A 16,978-nucleotide genomic window follows, 5' to 3' on the forward strand; every position below is an offset into this window, starting at 1 on the left:
CCGCAAAGGCGAAGGCCCCGAGTCGACACCAGGGGTGTGGACTCGGGGCCTTCAAAAAAAATCCGGCAGCGACCTACTCTCCCGCGCGGTTTCCCGCGGAGTACCATCGGCTCTGGAGGGCTTAACTTCCGTGTTCGGGATGGGAACGGGTGGGACCCCTCCGACATTGCCACCGGAAAAACAGGACAGTTCATACAAAGGGTAGGGAAATCAACTTCCACTGCGAAGCTCTCGTGCCTTCTTCCGGGCCCGGCGCCGCGCTCTCGCGCTCGCTCGGGGCCTCGACCTTGGCCTCGTGTCTCGTGCACCCCCTTGAGGTGGGGCTGCTGAGAGATTGAGGTAAAGTAAGCCTCTCGACCTATTAGTACCGGTTAGCTCAACGCGTTACCGCGCTTACACACCCGGCCTATCAACGTCGTCGTCTTCGACGGGTCTTCGGGGGCTTGCGCCCGGGATACCTGTTCTTGAGGTCGGTTTCCCGCTTAGATGCTTTCAGCGGTTATCCAATCGACACATGGCTACCCAGCGATGCCTCTGGCGAGACAACTGGTACACCAGCGGTGTCTCCAACCCGGTCCTCTCGTACTAAGGTCAGAGCCTCTCAAGTATCCTACGCCCACAGCAGATAGGGACCAAACTGTCTCACGACGTTTTGAACCCAGCTCGCGTACCGCTTTAATTGGCGAACAGCCAAACCCTTGGGACCTGCTCCAGCCCCAGGATGCGATGAGCCGACATCGAGGTGCCAAACCTCCCCGTCGATGTGAACTCTTGGGGGAGATAAGCCTGTTATCCCCGGAGTACCTTTTATCCGTTGAGCGATGGCCCTTCCATTCAGGACCACCGGATCACTATGACCTGCTTTCGCACCTGCTCGACGTGTCCGTCTCGCAGTCAAGCTCCCTTATGCCATTGCACTCGCCGCCCGGTTTCCAATCGGGCTGAGGGAACCATCGCGCGCCTCCGTTACGTTTTGGGAGGCGACCGCCCCAGTCAAACTACCCACCAGACAGTGTTCCAACTCCCGGTGAGGGAGCATGGTTAGACACCAGAATCCGACAGGGTGGTATTTCACCGTTGCCTCCACCGAACCTAGCGGCCCGGCTTCAAAGGCTCCCACCTATCCTACACAGTCGAACCCTAGTGTCACTGTCAAGTTGTAGTAAAGGTTCACGGGGTCTTTCCGTCTTGCTGCGGGTAAACTGCATCGGCACAGCTATTTCAATTTCGCTGAGTCCCTCTCCGAGACAGCGCGGAAGTCGTTACTCCATTCGTGCAGGTCGGAACTTACCCGACAAGGAATTTCGCTACCTTAGGACCGTTATAGTTACGGCCGCCGTTTACTGGGGCTTCGGATCATCGCTTCACCTTGCGGCTGACGAATCCCCTTAACCTTCCAGCACCGGGCAGGAGTCAGACCCTATACGTCGGCTTCTTGCCTTCGCAGAGTCCTGTGTTTTTGGTAAACAGTCGCTACCGCCATTTCTCTGCAACCTCTCTCGGCTTCGGCTGTACGCCTACACCTGTCAGAGGCCCACCTTCTTCCGAAGTTACGGTGGAAATTTGCCTAGTTCCTTGGAGGAGAGTTCTCTCAAGCGCCTTAGGATTTTCTCCTCACCCACCTGTGTCGGTTTGCGGTACGGACACCCTGTAGACTCCCCGCGGAACTTTTCTTGGAAGCCGAGCATCAGCGACTTGCCCCGTGAGGGGGGCCATGGGGTCTCGGGGATAGCTGCCGCGCCTTTATTCGTACGCGACACCCCTACGCCTTTGGACTGACACAACCACCGGTCAGCTCGCCTAGCTTTCTCCGTCCTTCCTCGGTTCAACGTCTACAAGATGGCGCAGGAATATTAACCTGCTTGCCATCACCTACGCCTTTCGGCCTCGGCTTAGGTCCCGGCTAACCCTGGGAAGATTAACTTGACCCAGGAAACCTTGGGTTTACGGCGAGGGGGTTTCCCACCCCCTTTATCGCTACTCATTTCGGCATCAGCACTCGCAACCGCTCCACCAGCCCTTGCGGTCTAGCTTCTCAGCTGTTGCAACGCTCCCCTACCACTGCATGCACCGGGTGCATGCAATCCGAAGCTTCGGCGCTAGTCTTGAGCCCCGTTACATTTTCGGCGCGGCCTGTCTCGACCAGTGAGCTATTACGCTTTCTTTAAAGGATGGCTGCTTCTAAGCCAACCTCCTGGTTGTCAATGACTTGCCACATCCTTTCTAGTGTTCACTTAGACTAGACTTGGGGGCCTTAGCTGTCGGTCTGGGTTATTCCCCTCTTGCCAATGGACGTTATCACCCACTGACTGCTTCCCGAGCTAACAATTGCTGGCATTCGGAGTTTGGTACGGTTTGGTAATCTGGTGAGACCCCTAGCCGTTCCAGTGCTCTACCTCCAGCATTGAATTACTCGAGACGATACCTAAATATCTTTCGGGGAGAACCAGCTATCACGGAGTTTGATTGGCCTTTCACCCCTACACACAGCTCATCCCAGAAATTTTCAACTTTCATGAGTTCGGTCCTCCATGAGGTGTTACCCTCACTTCAACCTGGCCATGTGTAGATCACCCCGCTTCGGGTTATAATGCACGCAACTGTGTCGCCCGTTTCGGACTCGCTTTCGCTCCGGCTCCACCTATCGGCTTAGCCTCGCTACGTACATTAAGTCGCCGAATCATGATGCAAAAGGTACGCCCTCGCACTGGGTTGCCCCGTAGTGCTCGGACTGCTTGTAGACATGCGGTTTCAGGTTCTTTGGACTCCCCTCACTGGGGTTCTTTTCACCTTTCCCTCGCGGTACTAGTTCACTATCGGTCGCCAAGGAGTATTTAGCCTTACCGGATGGTCCCGGCGGATTCAGGCAGGATTGCACGTGTCCCGCCCTACTTGGGTACCCCGCTCGGCTCCAGTTCGTTTTCGCGTACGCGACTGTCACGCCCTTTGGTCCACCTTTCCAGATGGTTCCGCTAACAAACCAGAGTCCTACCGCGGACCCGCAACCCCGATGCCATTTTCATGACACCGGTTTAGGCTCCTCCCATTTCGCTCGCCGCTACTCTGGGAATCACTCGTTGTTTTCTTCTCCTCAGGGTACTGAGATGTTTCACTTCCCCTGGTTCGCTCCTTCAGCCCTATGGATTCAGACTGAGGTAATGAGGCTTTCACCTCACTGGGTTTCCCCATTCGGACATCTCCGGCTCAACGTTCGGTTGGCAACTCCCCGGAGCTTTTCGCAGCCACCCACGTCCTTCATCGCCTCTTGGCACCTAGGCATCCACCGCACGCCCTTAGTAGCTTACTTACCTTAATCCCTCATCAGCCCGCCTCCCGGCGGGTTGCATTGAAACTCGAGACCAAGGTCCAGGCCCCGGCTCTTCGCCGCGGACCCGAAAGAATTCACTTGATGCGTCGTCGTGTCACCGCCAGGCCGCTATCGCAGCCGGGCTGTCACCTCAATCGACGCTGAGAACTTCTCAGCAGAAATTGATTTCTACCCTTCGTATGAACTTGTCAAAGAACGTCTCCGACGCGTGTCGGAAAACTGTGGAGCTGGACGGGATCGAACCGACGACATCCAGCTTGCAAAGCTGGCGCTCTCCCAACTGAGCTACAGCCCCTGAATGTGTCGCTGTCCCTCCACCTGCCGGCTGTCGTCGCGTCCCCAATCTCCCCGGTGGGAAACTGGTGGGCCTAGGTGGACTTGAACCACCGACCTCGCGCTTATCAGGCGCGCGCTCTAGCCAGCTGAGCTATAGGCCCAGTGGATTTCCAGCTACCGTCTCTTTCAAAGAACCGAGCCTCTTCGCTCGGCCTCTCAAAACCAGACAGCAAACCCTCGACAGTTGCAGAAACGTTGACCTGGTTGACCTATGGCGGCTTGCGCCGCTGGTGCACCCTGTCGCGCCGAAGCGTCGACCGTGCACCCGGTCTCCTTAGAAAGGAGGTGATCCAGCCGCAGGTTCCCCTACGGCTACCTTGTTACGACTTCACCCCAGTTACCGACCACTCCTTGGGCACCTCTTGGTGAGATGACTTCTGGAGCAATCGACTCCCATGGTGTGACGGGCGGTGTGTACAAGGCCCGGGAACGTATTCACCGCAGCGTGCTGATCTGCGATTACTAGCGATTCCGCCTTCATGGAGTCGAGTTGCAGACTCCAATCTGAACTGAGACCGGTTTTATGCGATTAGCTCCCTCTCGCGAGTTGGCAACGCTTTGTACCGGCCATTGTAGCACGTGTGTAGCCCTGGTCATAAAGGCCATGAGGACTTGACGTCATCCCCACCTTCCTCCGGTTTAACACCGGCAGTCCCTCTAGAGATCCGCTTGCGCGGCAACTAAAGGCGAGGGTTGCGCTCGTTGCGGGACTTAACCCAACATCTCACGACACGAGCTGACGACAGCCATGCAGCACCTGTCTCTCGGTTCCCTTGCGGGCACCGCCTCATCTCTGAGGCATTCCGAGGATGTCAAGACCAGGTAAGGTTCTGCGCGTTGCGTCGAATTAAACCACATGCTCCACCGCTTGTGCGGGCCCCCGTCAATTCCTTTGAGTTTTAGTCTTGCGACCGTACTTCCCAGGCGGAGAACTTAATGCGTTAGCTACGGCACCGCGGGGGTCAACACCCACGACACCTAGTTCTCATCGTTTACGGCGTGGACTACCAGGGTATCTAATCCTGTTTGCTACCCACGCTTTCGCGTCTCAGCGTCAGTGACCGTCCAGGTGGCCGCCTTCGCCACCGGTGTTCCTCCCCATATCTACGAATTTCACCTCTACTTGGGGAATTCCGCCACCCTCTCCGGTACTCAAGCTCTGCAGTTTCGAACGCACTTCCTCGGTTGAGCCGAGGGCTTTCACATCCGACTTGCAAAGCCGCCTACACGCGCTTTACGCCCAATAATTCCGAACAACGCTTGCACCCTCTGTATTACCGCGGCTGCTGGCACAGAGTTAGCCGGTGCTTCTTCTCCCGGTACCGTCAAGCCGTTGGATGTTAGCCAACGGGTTTTCGTCCCGGTCGAAAGTGCTTTACAATCCAAAGACCTTCATCACACACGCGGCGTTGCTGCGTCAGGCTTTCGCCCATTGCGCAAAATTCCCCACTGCTGCCTCCCGTAGGAGTCTGGACCGTGTCTCAGTTCCAGTGTGGCTGATCGTCCTCTCAGACCAGCTACCCGTCGTCGCCTTGGTGGGCCATTACCCCGCCAACTAGCTGATGGGCCGCGGACTCATCTGGATGTGATAGCTTGTATACAGAGGCCACCTTTTCCCTCAAGAGCCGAAGCTCCCGGGGGCTTATCCGGTATTAGCCAATCTTTCGACTGGTTATCCCAGACACCCAGGCAGATTATCCACGTGTTACGCACCCGTGCGCCGCTCTACTAGGATTGCTCCATTCGCGCTCGACTTGCATGTGTTAGGCACGCCGCCAGCGTTCGTTCTGAGCCAGGATCAAACTCTCCAATTGAATTTTTTGAAGGGTTGAACCGGCTAGGCCAGGTCCCGGCTAAGGGGTTACCTGACTTCGCTGTGTTCATCAGGGCTCCTGCCAATCGACTCACGCCGACTCGCTGCGGAACCCGTCTCAAGAATTGACTGCGGTTTCCGCAATCTGTCTTCTTTGGGTTTGCTATCTGGTTTTCAAAGACCGAGCCGCTTGCTTCCGGCTGTCCTGCTGTGCTACCGTGTTTCTCAGCTTCACCGCTTTCAACCAGCGGGGCGGCTGTTGTATTCTGAACCGTTTTCGCTGTCAAGCGGCCGTTGCCGCCTCGCTTTTTCGGTTCACCGCGAAGGAGAGCTGCTTTTCTCTTTCGTCGGGGGTGCGGAACCTACTGCCTTTCCGCTCCTCGTGTCAACTCGCTTCGTCGACTCGTTTTTTTCCCGCCCGCCGCTTTCGTCACCTGCGTGACTTCTTCGGCTTGGGGGGAGGCGGCTTCTACCACCACCGCGTTTCGAGTCAACACCGCTTCGTCGACTTCTTATTTCGCTCTGTTGTGCTTCGCTCGGCCAGAGGCTCCCACCGCCAGTGCGGCTTCGCCTTTCTTTCCGAGGGGGCGCGGCTTCTATCGCTTCGCCCCAGAGGAGTCAACCACCTTCGTCGACTTCCTCTTCCCCGCTCTCCGCCTTCTGTCGCCTGCGTGACGTCGCCGGTTCGTGGGGGCGCGGCTTCTACCACCGCCGCGTCTTGAGTCAACAGTGTTTCGTCGACTCCCTATTTCGTCTTTCTCGCCAAGTCGTCACCGCGATGTGGCTTGCGCGACGTCGTCTTGCCGAGGGGCTGATGTATCTAACAGCTTCGTTCGAGGAGTCAACTCCACCCGCGCATCGGGAAGGTGGTTGGGGAACACAGCATCTCGAACGTTCCGGGCTCATCCTCGCTGCAGGCAGAGAGACGAGCGCTTGTAGGGTTCGCGCTTCCATGTGCACCACCATCGCTCGGTGTGCACCCACGCGATAAGCTCCCACTCCATGCGACTGCTCCTCAATCTCCTGTGGGTCGTACTCGGTGGTGGATTCATCATCGCGCTCGAGTACCTGCTCGGTGGGCTCCTGCTCTGCCTCACCATCGTCGGCATCCCCTTTGGAGTGCAGTGCTTCAAGCTCGCCGGACTCGGTTTGTTTCCCTTCGGCAAGGACATCGTCGACGTGCCAGGCGCCAGCTCCCTGGGCTGTGTGCTCAACGTCTTCTGGATCGTCGCCGCTGGCGTGTGGATCTTCTTGAGTCACATCGGGCTCGCCCTGGGGCTCGCCGTGACCCTCATCGGAATCCCCTTCGCCATCCAGCACGTGAAGCTCGCTCTGCTCGCCCTCGCTCCCTTCGGCAAGCTCGTACGCAACGCGTGAGCGGCCTCAGAACGCCACGCCAAAGGCCAGACGAGGCGTGGGCACGATCTCCACCCGGAGTGCACCCTCCCCCGCCGGGGACTCCAGGTCGGGAATGGAGCGGTACTGGGCCGAGAAGCCCGCGGCGAGCGTGAACCGATTGAACAACACCAGCGTCCAGCCCACGCTCCCGCCCAGCCCCACCCCAATCCCCCTGCGTCGCACCCGCTCCTGTGAGCGAAGTTGGTAGTTCGCACTCAGCTCGGGGCCAAAGTAGATGCCACTCGGCGCAGTGCCCAACACGAAGAGCCGGATACCCAGAGTCCCCGACAAACCCAGACTCCAGGTTTCCGGTGTGCGGCCGTAAGCGAACTCCGGCGCCACGTACAACGAGAAGCCGCGGCCAAAGGCCCGCTCGTACTCGATCCCAAGTTGTGAGTGCGAGAGCGCCAGGGGATTGATGGTGAAGGTATTGCGCGCCCCCAGGTCCTCTTCCACCGGTGGCTTCGGCTTGCCAATGCCCGAGAACCAATCCCGGAACCGCGTCAGGACGTCGTCCTCCGCTCGCGCCATCCCCGGCGACAGGACCCACAGCGAAAAGAAGATGATCAGCACGGTGCGATGCATGGTGCGCTCGTGGGTCGAACGTCTCGAGGGGAAGGTCCTTCGAAGCCGCGACGGCCATCATCATTAGGGCACAGCGACCACCGGCTCAAGGCGCTTCACCCTCCCTCGCTGACCTGCCGTGGAATCGAGCGCTCGTTGAATCAGTGTATCTTCGTCTTTTCACCGTCCCCGGAATCCTACGGTTCGCTCCCCGCGAGGTGGCCGCATGGTAGCTCGCATCAAGGCTGTTCCTCCGGTCGTGTCCCAAGCAGCCCTCGCCGTGACGTGGCTTCTGTTCATGGCGGCAAGCACCGGAGCCTTCGCCGCGCCATTCACCCTCTTCGAGAGCGGGCAGGTGCGACCCCTCGCCTTGTCACCCAGCGGCCGGTTCCTCTACGCCGTCAATACCCCCGACAACCGCCTCGAGGTCTTCCAGATCAAGCCATCGGGCCTCGTGCCGCTCGTGTCGATTCCCGTCGGCCTCGAGCCGGTCGCGGTCGCCGCTCGAAGCGATGATGAGGTGTGGGTCGTCAACCACCTGTCCGACAGCGTGAGCATCGTGAAGCTCGACGACAGGAACACCCGCGGCGCCGTGGTGCGCACCCTGCTCGTCGGTGACGAGCCTCGCGACATCGTCTTCGCCGGACCGGACAAGAGCCGCGCCTTCATCACCGCCGCCCACCGCGGCCAGAACGTGCCCTTCGACCCTCAGTTCACCACGCCGGGCGTCGGCCGGGCCGATGTCTGGGTCTTCGATGCCAACAGGACAGGCGCCTCGCTCGGTGGCGACCCCCTCACCCTCCTCACCCTCTTTGGCGATACGCCCCGCGCGCTCGCGGTGACTCCCGATGGCTCGCGCGTCTACGCCGCCGTCTTCCACTCAGGCAACCGCAGCTCGGTCATTCACGAGAGCCTCGTTCCCAATGGCGGTGAGTCGGTGGGCGGCGTTCCCGGACCCAACGTCAACTCCCAGGGGCTGCGGGGGCCCGAGGTCTCCGTCCTCGTGAAGTTCGACGGCACGGACTGGCGCGACGTGCTCAACCGTACCTGGACGGACAAGGTGCGCTTCTCCCTGCCGGACAAGGACGTGTTCGTCATCGATGCCACCGCCAATCCCCCGGCACAGCTCGCGGGCTCGTCCGGCTTCTACTCCGGCGTGGGCACCATCCTGTTCAACATGGCCGTCAACCCGGTGAGCGGCAAGGTGTACGTGAGCAACACCGAGGCCCGCAATGAGCTGCGCTTCGAGGGGCCCGGCACCTTCGCCGGCACCAGCCTGCGCGGCCACCTGCACGAGAGCCGCATCTCGGTGCTCAGCGCCTCGGGCGTCGCGCCCAGGCACCTCAACAAGCACATCAACTACGCCGCCTGCTGCGCCGCCCTCCCCAACACCGAGAACGACAAGAGCCTCGCCCAGCCGCTTGGCATGGCGGTGAGCTCCAACGGCACCACCCTGTACGTGGCCGCGTTCGGCTCCTCGAAGCTCGGCGTCTATTCCACCGCCGCGCTCGAGGCCGACACCTTCGTGCCCGACACCGCCCACCAGATCCCCTTGAGCGGCGGCGGCCCCACGGGCCTGGTGCTCGATGAGGCGCGCGGGCGCATGTACGTGCTGACGCGCTTCGACAACGCCATCTCCGTCGTCAACACCGCCACGAAGCGGGAAATCGCCCACCTGCCCCTGTTCAACCCCGAGCCGCCGAGCGTGGTGGCCGGCCGCCCCTTCCTCTACGACGCCAGGAGGAGCTCCAGCCATGGCGACTCGTCCTGCGCGAGCTGCCACATCTTCGGCGACTTCGACAGCCTCGCCTGGGATCTCGGCAACCCGGATGCCGCCGTGGCGAACAACCCCAACCCCATCGTCCCCGTGCTGCCTGAGTTCGGCACCGATCCCACCTTCGGTCAGGATCCTGGCTTCCATCCGCTCAAGGGCCCCCTGCTCACCCAGAGCCTGCGCGGCATGGCAAACCACGGACCCATGCACTGGCGCGGCGACCGTACCGGCGGCAACGACGCCCCCAACGCCCAGCCCAATGGCGGTGCGCTCGACGAGGCCGCGGCATTCAAGCAGTTCAACCCCGCCTTCATGGACCTGCTCGGACGCTCCGCCCAGCTCTCCCCGGCGGAGATGCAACAGTTCTCCGACTTCGTCCTTCAGATCACCTACCCGCCCAACCCCATCCGCAACCTGGACAACTCCCTCACCCCCCAGCAGCAGGCGGGAAGCGACTTCTTCTTCAACACCACCAGCTTCTTCCATGGTCCGTGCGGCAGCTGCCACCAGCTCGACCCCACCGCCAACCCCCAGGAAGGCGCCTTCGCCGGCTTCTTCGGCACCAACGGCAGCTCGTCCTTCGACGCCGAGCCGCTGTTCCCCAAGGTGCCCCACCTGCGCAACCTCTACCAGCGCGTCGGCATGTTCGGCGCCGGCTTCCCCTTCGGTCTCCAGCCCGCGGATCCCTTCCTCGGGGAGCAGATCCGCGGCTTCGGCTTCAACAGCGATGGTGCCATCCCCACCCTGTTCCGCTTCAACAGCAGCTTCGATGTCATCCCAGACAACCCCTCCGGCATCCCCAACACGCCCGAGGGGCTCGCCGCCAAGGCGAACATGGAGCTGTACATGCTCGCCTTCGAGAGCAACCTCGCTCCCATCGTCGGCCAGCAGGTGACCCTCACGGACGCCTCCCCAGCCGAGGCGCTCTCCCGCCTCCACCTGCTGATGGCGCGCGCCCATGTGGGAGAGTGCGATCTGGTCGCCAAGGGACAACTGGCCTCCAGACCCGTGGGCTTCCTCTACCTGCGCAACGGCGGGTTCAAGCCCGACCACGCGGCCCTGCCGCCACTCTCCGAAGCAGCCCTCCGCCAGCTCGTCTCCATCACCCGTGGCGCCCTCACCTATACCTGTGTCCCTCCCGGTTCCGGGCAGCGCATCGGGATTGACCGGAACCTCAATGGGGTTCTCGACGGCGACGAGCCCTAAGCCACACCCGGGAGCCGCCAGGCCTCGACGCCCGGCGGAACTCCCCACAGCTGCACCCCCCTGGGGGTAACGCCCATCCTCTTCCATGCCCCCGCCGCCCTCCGCCCCCCCGCCCTCCTCTCTGGCCCGCTCGACGCTCATCCACATGGGCGTGCGCATCGCGATCATCATCGCGCTGACCACCTTCTTCAGCTACCTCCACATCTTCAATGCCCTGCGCACCGAAACGCTCGTCCAATTGGAGCGCGGCGTCCTCGAGCGCGTGCAGCGCGAACAGGCCATCTTCGTGCTCGCCCAGGACAACCACGCCCTGCTCAAGCAGGTCTTCGAGGAACGGGTCCGCTTCTGGCGCCAGGAGGATCCCCGCGCACCGTTCGACCGGCTGTTCGTCCAGTTGCCCGATGGATCCACCCGCAGCCGGCTCGAGGGCTTCGATGGCACCCGGATGCCCTGTCTCTTCCTCCCCCGGGGATTGAACGTCGACGCGCAGTTGCAGCGCTCACTCCTGGCCGCCTACGACGTGCTCTCGCAGTATGGCCCCGCCTTCCACGTGCGCTTCACGGACACGTACATCTCGTTTCCCGGCGGCGCGATCGTCCTCTACTGGCCCGCCCAGCCCACCTGGTGCCATGACGCCACGCCCTCGTTCAACGTCAACGAGTTCGATTTCTACGCCCTCAGCACGCCCGAGAAGGATCCACTCCGCCAGACCGTCTGGACCGGCATCATCGCGGACCCCGTCGCCCACACGTGGTCCGTCTCCGCCTCCACGCCCGTCGATCTGGACGGCCAGCACATCGCGACCCTCACCCACGACATCCTCATCGAGCAGTTGCTCGAGCGCACCATCAACGAGCACCTGCCGAGCGCCTACAACATGCTCCTGCGTGACAATGGGGAGCTGCTCGCCCACCCCGCGATGAAGATGAACACCGGCGCGTCAGGCATCTCGCTCGCCGAGTTCAACCCCACCCCCTACCAGCAGCACGTGAACGCCATCCTGGAGGCCATCCGACGCTCGCCCGAGCAGGTCATCAAGAAACTGCCCCAATCCAATGAGTACGCCGCCACGGCCCCGCTCAAGGGGCCCGGGTGGATCTTCGTGACGATCCTGCCCGAACAGGCCGTCTCCTCGACCGCCCTGGGCGTGGCACGCTACATCCTGGCGTTCGGCGTGCTGTCGCTGCTCCTAGAGCTCGGCATCATGTACTGGGTGCTCAAGCAGCAGATCTCCCGCCCCCTGTTGGCCTTCACCCAGGCCACCGACCGGCTGGCGGGCGGTGACTTCCAGGTCGGCTTGGATCTCTCCCGCGGCGACGAGCTGGGACGGCTCGCCCAGGCGTTCCAGCGCATGGCCAGTGAGCTCCAACGGCGGGAGGAGGCCTTGCGGCAGGCCAACGAGGGGCTGGAACAGCGCGTGGAGTCGCGCACCCGGGAGCTGCAAGCGGTCCACCGGCAACTGGTCGACACCGCGCGGCAGGTGGGCCGGGCCGAGGTCGCCACCAACGTCCTGCACAACGTGGGCAACGTGCTCAACAGCGTGCACACCTCGGCGCTGATGGCCCGTGAGCGGCTCGCGGGACTGAAGGTCGAGAGCGTGGAGCGCGTGGTGGGCCTGTTCGAGGCGCATCAGCAAGATCTCGCGACCTTCCTCACCCAGGACGAGCGCGGCCGCGGCGTGCTGCCCTTCCTCAGTCGGCTGGGCAAGCACATGCAGGAGGAGCGCCAGGAAATCCATACCCTGCTCAACGACGTCAACCGGTACACCGAGCACATCGGCGCCATCGTCAAGTTGCAGCAGCAGTACGCCCGGACTCCCCAGCACCTCTACGAGTCGGTCGACCTGGCGGAATTGCTGGAGGATGCCCTGCGCATCAACCAGGCCGCGCTCGGCCGGCATTCCGTCCGGGTGGAACGCCAGTTCGAAGCACTCCCCCCGGTGATGCTCGAGAAGCACAAGGTGTTGATGATCCTCGTCAACCTCATCAGCAACGCCAAGTACGCCGTGGAGTCCGTGCCCGAGGAGGAGCGGTGTGTGACCGTGCGCCTGCGACGCCTCGACGCCGAGCGGATCCAACTCTCCGTGCAGGACAATGGGGTGGGAATCCCGCCCGAGATGCTCACGCGCATCTTCCAACATGGCTTCACCACCCGGGAAGGTGGACACGGCTTCGGTCTGCACTCCAGCGCCCTGGCCGCCCAGGAGATGAGTGGCTCGCTGGTGGCTCGCAGCCAGGGACCCGGTCAGGGCGCCACGTTCATCCTCGAGCTACCCATCCAGCCGCAAACCAGACGCCAGGACACTCCTTCAGAAAATAGCGGCGCCTGAAGCGTCCATCTCTGCTTTGTATCCACCCGAGTGCACGGAAAGGAATCACGGCCCATGTCGGACAAGACCATCATCGAGGGACTCGAAGCGCTGCGAGCGGCGGTGGGGCGCAAGCTCGGCCACTCCGAGTGGAAGACGCTCACGGATGCGGACATCGCGCGCTTCGCCGAGGCCACGGGCGACTTCCAGTGGATCCACCTGGACCGCGAGCGCTGCGCGCGCGAGTCGCCCTTCGGCGTGCCCGTGGCCCATGGCTACTACACCGTCTCGCGCATCGCCGGCCTGTTCTTCGAGGTCCTCGAGGTGCGCGGCTTCTCGCTCGTGCTCAACTACGGCCTCAACAAGGTGCGCTTCCCCGCCCCCCTCAAGTCCGGCGCCCGCTACCGGCTGGCGCTCGAATTGAAGGAACTCAAGGACCTGCCCAAGGGGGTCGAGGCCCTGATGATCGCCACCATCGAGATCGAGGGCGAGCCCAAGCCGGCCTGCGTCGCCGAGGGGCTCTACCGCTACATGCTCGCGTGAGCCAGCAGGCCCGAGCGCGCCACCCGCTCGACGGCCTCCGCCAGGCGATCCTCGCCCTGCACGAGCGCGAGCCGCACATACCCCTCGCCCATCGCGCCAAAGCCACTGCCGGGCACCACGGTGACCCCCGCCCGCTCCAGCAGGGCCATGGAGAAGGCGAGACTGGACTCGAATCCCCGGGGAATGGGGGCCCAGCAGAACATGGTGGCCCGGGGCTTGGGGACGCTCCAGCCCACGCGCACGAGCCCGTCCACCAGCACGTCCCGGCGCCGCTGGTAGGTGGCCGCCAGTTCGACCACGCTCTCCTGCGGCCCCGTCAGGGCAGCCACCGCGGCCAGTTGGATGGGACGGAACAGCCCGTAGTCCAGGTGGGCCTTCACCTCCGCGAGCAGTCCGAGCAGCCTCGCGTTGCCCACCGCGTACGCGATGCGCGCTCCCGCCAGGTTGTACGTCTTGGACAGGGAGTTGAACTCCAGGCCCACTTCCCGCGCGCCCGGCGTCTCCAGGAAGCTCGGCGGCCGGTACCCGTCGAAGGCCAGCTCGCTGTAGGCCGCGTCATGCAACACCACCGTGCCGTAGCGGCGCGCGAAGGCCACCACCTTCTCGAAGAACCCCGGCTGGACGATGGCCGCGAGCGGGTTGCTCGGGTAGTTGAGCAGCAACAGCCGGGCCCGCCGCTTGACGTCCTCCGGCAGCGCCTCCAGGTCCGGCAGGTGGCCGTGCTCGGCCTTCAAGGGCACCGGATACAACTGAGCCCCCGCCAGCACGGGCCCCGCCGTGTAGATGGGGTAGCCCGGATCCGGCACCAGCACGAGATCTCCGGGATCCGTGAACGCCTGGGTGAGGTGGGCCAGGCCCTCCTGTGAGCCGGTCAACCCCAGCACCTCGGTGCCAGGATCCAACGTCACGCCGAAGCGGCGCTGATAGGCGAACGCCACCGCTTCCCGGAAGGCGGGCAGATCCTTGAGCGGGTAGCCGTAATGGCCCGGTTCCCGCACCGCCCGTGCGAGGGCCTCGATGACATGGGGAGCGGGAGGCAGATCCGGACTGCCGATGGACAGGTTGAGGACGTCGGCGCCGGTGGCGAGCTTGCGCTGGCGCGCCTCGTCCATGGTGGAGAAGACGGAAGCGGAGAGCTGGCGCAGACGCAGGGGTTTGTGCTCGGACATGGGACGGGCGCCCCTCTACCACGCCCCCTAGTCACCGCGCAGCAACGCCACGCCGCAGAGGATGAGCAGCACGGCGAGCAGCCGCCTGGGCGACAGGCTCTCGTGGAAGAGCGCCACGCTGAAGACGAGCGTCAGGGCCGCCTCCAGTCCGAGCACCGCCACGTACACGACGCCCAGGTCCGCCTGGCGCAGCGCGAACGCCTGGAGCACCGCCCCCAACACGAAGAGCCCCAGGAAGGCCAGCGTCGGCAGGGGGCGGGAGACCCCCTCCGAGAGCTTCATGAAGATGCCGCCCCCCGCGAAGCAGACGGCCGTGAAGAGCAGCAACACCATGTTCCTGGCGGACACCCGGCCTCCTCAGTCGTGCACGGGCTCGCTCGTGCCCCGGCCATTCACCGGCAGGAGCAGAACGAAGGTGGTGCCCCGGCCCAGCTCGCTGCGCACCCGGATCTCCCCCCCCATCTTCTGGATGATGGACTGGCTGATGGACAGCCCGAGCCCCGTGCCCGCGCCCGCGGGCTTGGTGGTGAAGAAGGGCTCGAAGATGTGGGGCAGCACCTCGGGGGGGATGCCCGTGCCGGTGTCGGCGATGTCGATGCGCACCCAATCCCCCTCCACCCCGGTGCTCACCCGGAGGTGGTTGTGCTCCGGCGTCCCGGAGCGCATGGCGTGCGCGGCGTTGATGACCAGGTTGAGCAAGACCTGGCTCAGCCGGCCCTCGCTGGCGGGGACGAGCGGCAGCACGCTCGCGTAGTGCTTCTCCACCCGCGCCGTGTGCTTCAACTCGGCGTGGGCCATGCGCAGCACGACGTCCAGACACGCATGCAGGTCCACGGGCGCCACCTCCTCGCCCGCCGTATGGGAGAAGAAGCGCATGTCGCGCACGATGTCCCGGATGCGCCGGCCTCCGGTCAGGGACTCGGAGAGGATGTCCTTCACCTCCGCGAGCGTCTCCCCCACGCGCGGCGGCAGTCCCGGCATCGCCGACAGGGTCGCCTCCAGCTCGTCACGGCACTCCTGGAGATAGGTGAGGTTGGAGAGCACGTAGGCCGTCGGGTTGTTGATCTCATGGGCGATGCCCGCCGCCAGCGCGCCCATGGACGCGAGCCGCTCGTTCTGGATGAACTGCTGCTCCAGCCGCCACTTCTCGGTGACGTCCCGGCCCACGAGCAGCATCCGCCGCTGCGTTCCCGTCACCTGGAGCGAGGCGGTGATGCTCAGGACCACACGCTCGCCCGTGGCCGAGCGCAGGCCCTGGTTCTCCAGGCGCACCGTGCCGCAGGCGAGCAGCTCCCTCAGGGCCTGGCGCAGGGTCTCGCGCTCGTTCTCCAGGCACAGCGATTCGAGCACCGTGCCCCGCAGACGCTCCTCGGAAATGCCCAACAGCCGCTCCGCCACGGGGTTGACGTGCAGCACGCGCCCGTCCTCGTGCAGCATGAAGACGGCCTCGCCCGAGTTCTCCATCAGGTAGTTGTTGCGCTCGTGCGCCTCGCGCACCTGGGCTTCCAGGCTCGCGGCGTAGCGCTCCAGCAGCGACTTGGCCTCGCGCAGCGCCGCCTCCTGGCGCCGGCGCTCGCTGATGTCGGCGTAGATGCCCACCATGCCCCGCACGGAGCCATCCTCGTTCTTGAGTGGCACCTTGCTGGTGAGCACCCAGGAATCCTCCTTCGCGCCAAGCAGCCGCAGGGGCTCCTCGAAGGACAGCCGGGGCACGCCGGACTCCATCACCGCGGCGTCATCCTGGCGGTACTTCTCGGCCAGCTCGCGCGGCAGGGGCAGCTCGAGGTCCGTCTTCCCGAGGAGCTCCGCGGGAGACGCCACGCCCATGTCCCGCGCGAACTGCGGGTTGGCGCCCAGGTAGGCGCTGTTGCGGTCCTTCCAGAACACCGAGTACGGAATGTGGGTGAGGATGCTGCGCAGCAGGGCCTGCTTCTCGCGCAGCCGGGTCTCGACGCGCTGGCGCTCGCGCATCTCCGCCTCGAGCGTCGCGTTGAGCAGGCGCATCTTCTCCTGGGTCCGCTCCAGCTCCTCGTTGTGCTCCCTCATCTTCTGCATCTGGGCACGCAGGCGCAGCAACAACTCCACCTGCCGCTTGAGCCCGAGCAGGATGTGACGCTGGGAGTCACTGAGCGTCCGGGGCCGCGGATCAATGACGCACAGGGTGCCCAGGTTGTAGCCATCCTCCGTCTGGATGGGGGCGCCCGCATAGAAGCGGATGAAGGGAAACCCCTGGACGAGCGGGTTGGTGGCGAAGCGCACATCCGCCCGCGCGTCCTCGACGAGAAAGAGGCTCTCCCCCTCGATGGCATGGGTGCAGAAGGAGATGTTCCGATCCGTCTCCTCCACCCCCTCCAGGCCCACGTTCGCCTTGAACCACTGCCGCTCCCGGTCCAACAGGCTGATGAGGGCGATGGGCGTTCCACACGACTCGGCGGCGAGCCGCACGATGTCATCGAAATCGGGCTCGGGAGCAGTATCGAGAAGCCCCGAGCGGGTCAGGGCTTCGAGGCGTTGGCGCTCGTCCACCGGCATTTCTAGA

At 63.6% G+C, this 16,978-nt stretch carries 8 protein-coding genes, 2 tRNA genes and 3 rRNA genes; 4 read left to right on the forward strand and 9 right to left on the reverse strand.

The window, feature by feature from the left end; genetic code table 11:
- Positions 1–60 precede the first annotated feature (60 nt).
- The 5 genes from rrf to F0U63_RS30215 form a co-directional block, all read right to left on the reverse strand.
- A 5S ribosomal RNA gene (rrf, locus tag F0U63_RS30195) occupies positions 61–177 on the reverse strand.
- A 163-nt stretch (positions 178–340) separates the two neighbouring features.
- A 23S ribosomal RNA gene (locus F0U63_RS30200) occupies positions 341–3,307 on the reverse strand.
- 243 nt (positions 3,308–3,550) lie between these two features.
- Positions 3,551–3,623, reverse strand: a tRNA-Ala gene (locus F0U63_RS30205).
- A 65-nt stretch (positions 3,624–3,688) separates the two neighbouring features.
- A tRNA-Ile gene (locus F0U63_RS30210) sits at positions 3,689–3,765 on the reverse strand.
- Positions 3,766–3,942: 177 nt separating this feature from the next.
- A 16S ribosomal RNA gene (locus tag F0U63_RS30215) occupies positions 3,943–5,478 on the reverse strand.
- Together the 16S, 23S and 5S rRNA genes with 2 tRNA genes alongside form the textbook arrangement of a ribosomal RNA operon.
- 1,001 nt (positions 5,479–6,479) lie before the next feature.
- Here F0U63_RS30215 and F0U63_RS30220 point away from each other — a divergent pair.
- Entirely contained in the window at positions 6,480–6,854 is a 375-nt protein-coding gene (locus tag F0U63_RS30220; RefSeq protein ID WP_395835065.1) for a YccF domain-containing protein, read from the forward strand.
- 6 nt (positions 6,855–6,860) lie between these two features.
- Here the strand turns inward: F0U63_RS30220 and F0U63_RS30225 are convergent, their stop codons facing one another.
- Positions 6,861–7,460, reverse strand: coding sequence for a hypothetical protein (locus F0U63_RS30225; protein ID WP_395835067.1), 600 nt, complete (start codon positions 7,458–7,460; stop codon positions 6,861–6,863).
- Between the two features lie 205 nt (positions 7,461–7,665).
- Here F0U63_RS30225 and F0U63_RS30230 point away from each other — a divergent pair, with 205 nt between their 5' ends.
- The 3 genes from F0U63_RS30230 (at position 7,666) to F0U63_RS30240 (ending at position 13,270) form a co-directional block, all read left to right on the forward strand.
- Complete coding sequence (locus F0U63_RS30230; protein WP_395835069.1) at positions 7,666–10,419, forward strand: beta-propeller fold lactonase family protein; 2,754 nt, start codon at positions 7,666–7,668, stop codon at positions 10,417–10,419.
- Positions 10,420–10,564: 145 nt separating this feature from the next.
- Positions 10,565–12,748 (forward strand): ATP-binding protein, encoded by a 2,184-nt coding sequence (locus F0U63_RS30235; protein WP_395835072.1) that lies wholly within the window; start codon positions 10,565–10,567, stop codon positions 12,746–12,748.
- Positions 12,749–12,802: 54 nt separating this feature from the next.
- Positions 12,803–13,270: a MaoC family dehydratase gene (locus tag F0U63_RS30240; protein WP_395835074.1), complete on the forward strand. Its 468-nt coding sequence runs from the start codon at positions 12,803–12,805 to the stop codon at positions 13,268–13,270.
- On the opposite strand, the gene F0U63_RS30245 is transcribed toward F0U63_RS30240, so the two are convergent.
- The 3 genes from F0U63_RS30245 to F0U63_RS30255 are packed head-to-tail and all read right to left on the reverse strand — an operon-like array spanning position 13,255 to position 16,971.
- On the reverse strand, positions 13,255–14,439 hold the full coding sequence (locus F0U63_RS30245) for an aminotransferase class I/II-fold pyridoxal phosphate-dependent enzyme (protein WP_395835076.1): 1,185 nt from the start codon (positions 14,437–14,439) through the stop codon (positions 13,255–13,257). The two genes, F0U63_RS30240 and F0U63_RS30245, sit on opposite strands and share 16 nt — an antisense overlap.
- 27 nt (positions 14,440–14,466) lie before the next feature.
- Positions 14,467–14,787 (reverse strand): DMT family transporter, encoded by a 321-nt coding sequence (locus tag F0U63_RS30250; RefSeq protein WP_395835078.1) that lies wholly within the window; start codon positions 14,785–14,787, stop codon positions 14,467–14,469.
- 9 nt (positions 14,788–14,796) lie between these two features.
- The gene (locus F0U63_RS30255) at positions 14,797–16,971 is read right to left on the reverse strand and encodes a PAS domain-containing protein (protein WP_395835080.1); all 2,175 of its coding nucleotides are present in this window, start codon (positions 16,969–16,971) and stop codon (positions 14,797–14,799) included.
- Between the last annotated feature and the right edge of the window lie 7 nt (positions 16,972–16,978).

Source organism: Cystobacter fuscus (assembly GCF_044360685.1).
Taxonomy (GTDB): Bacteria; Myxococcota; Myxococcia; order Myxococcales; family Myxococcaceae; genus Cystobacter; species Cystobacter fuscus_C.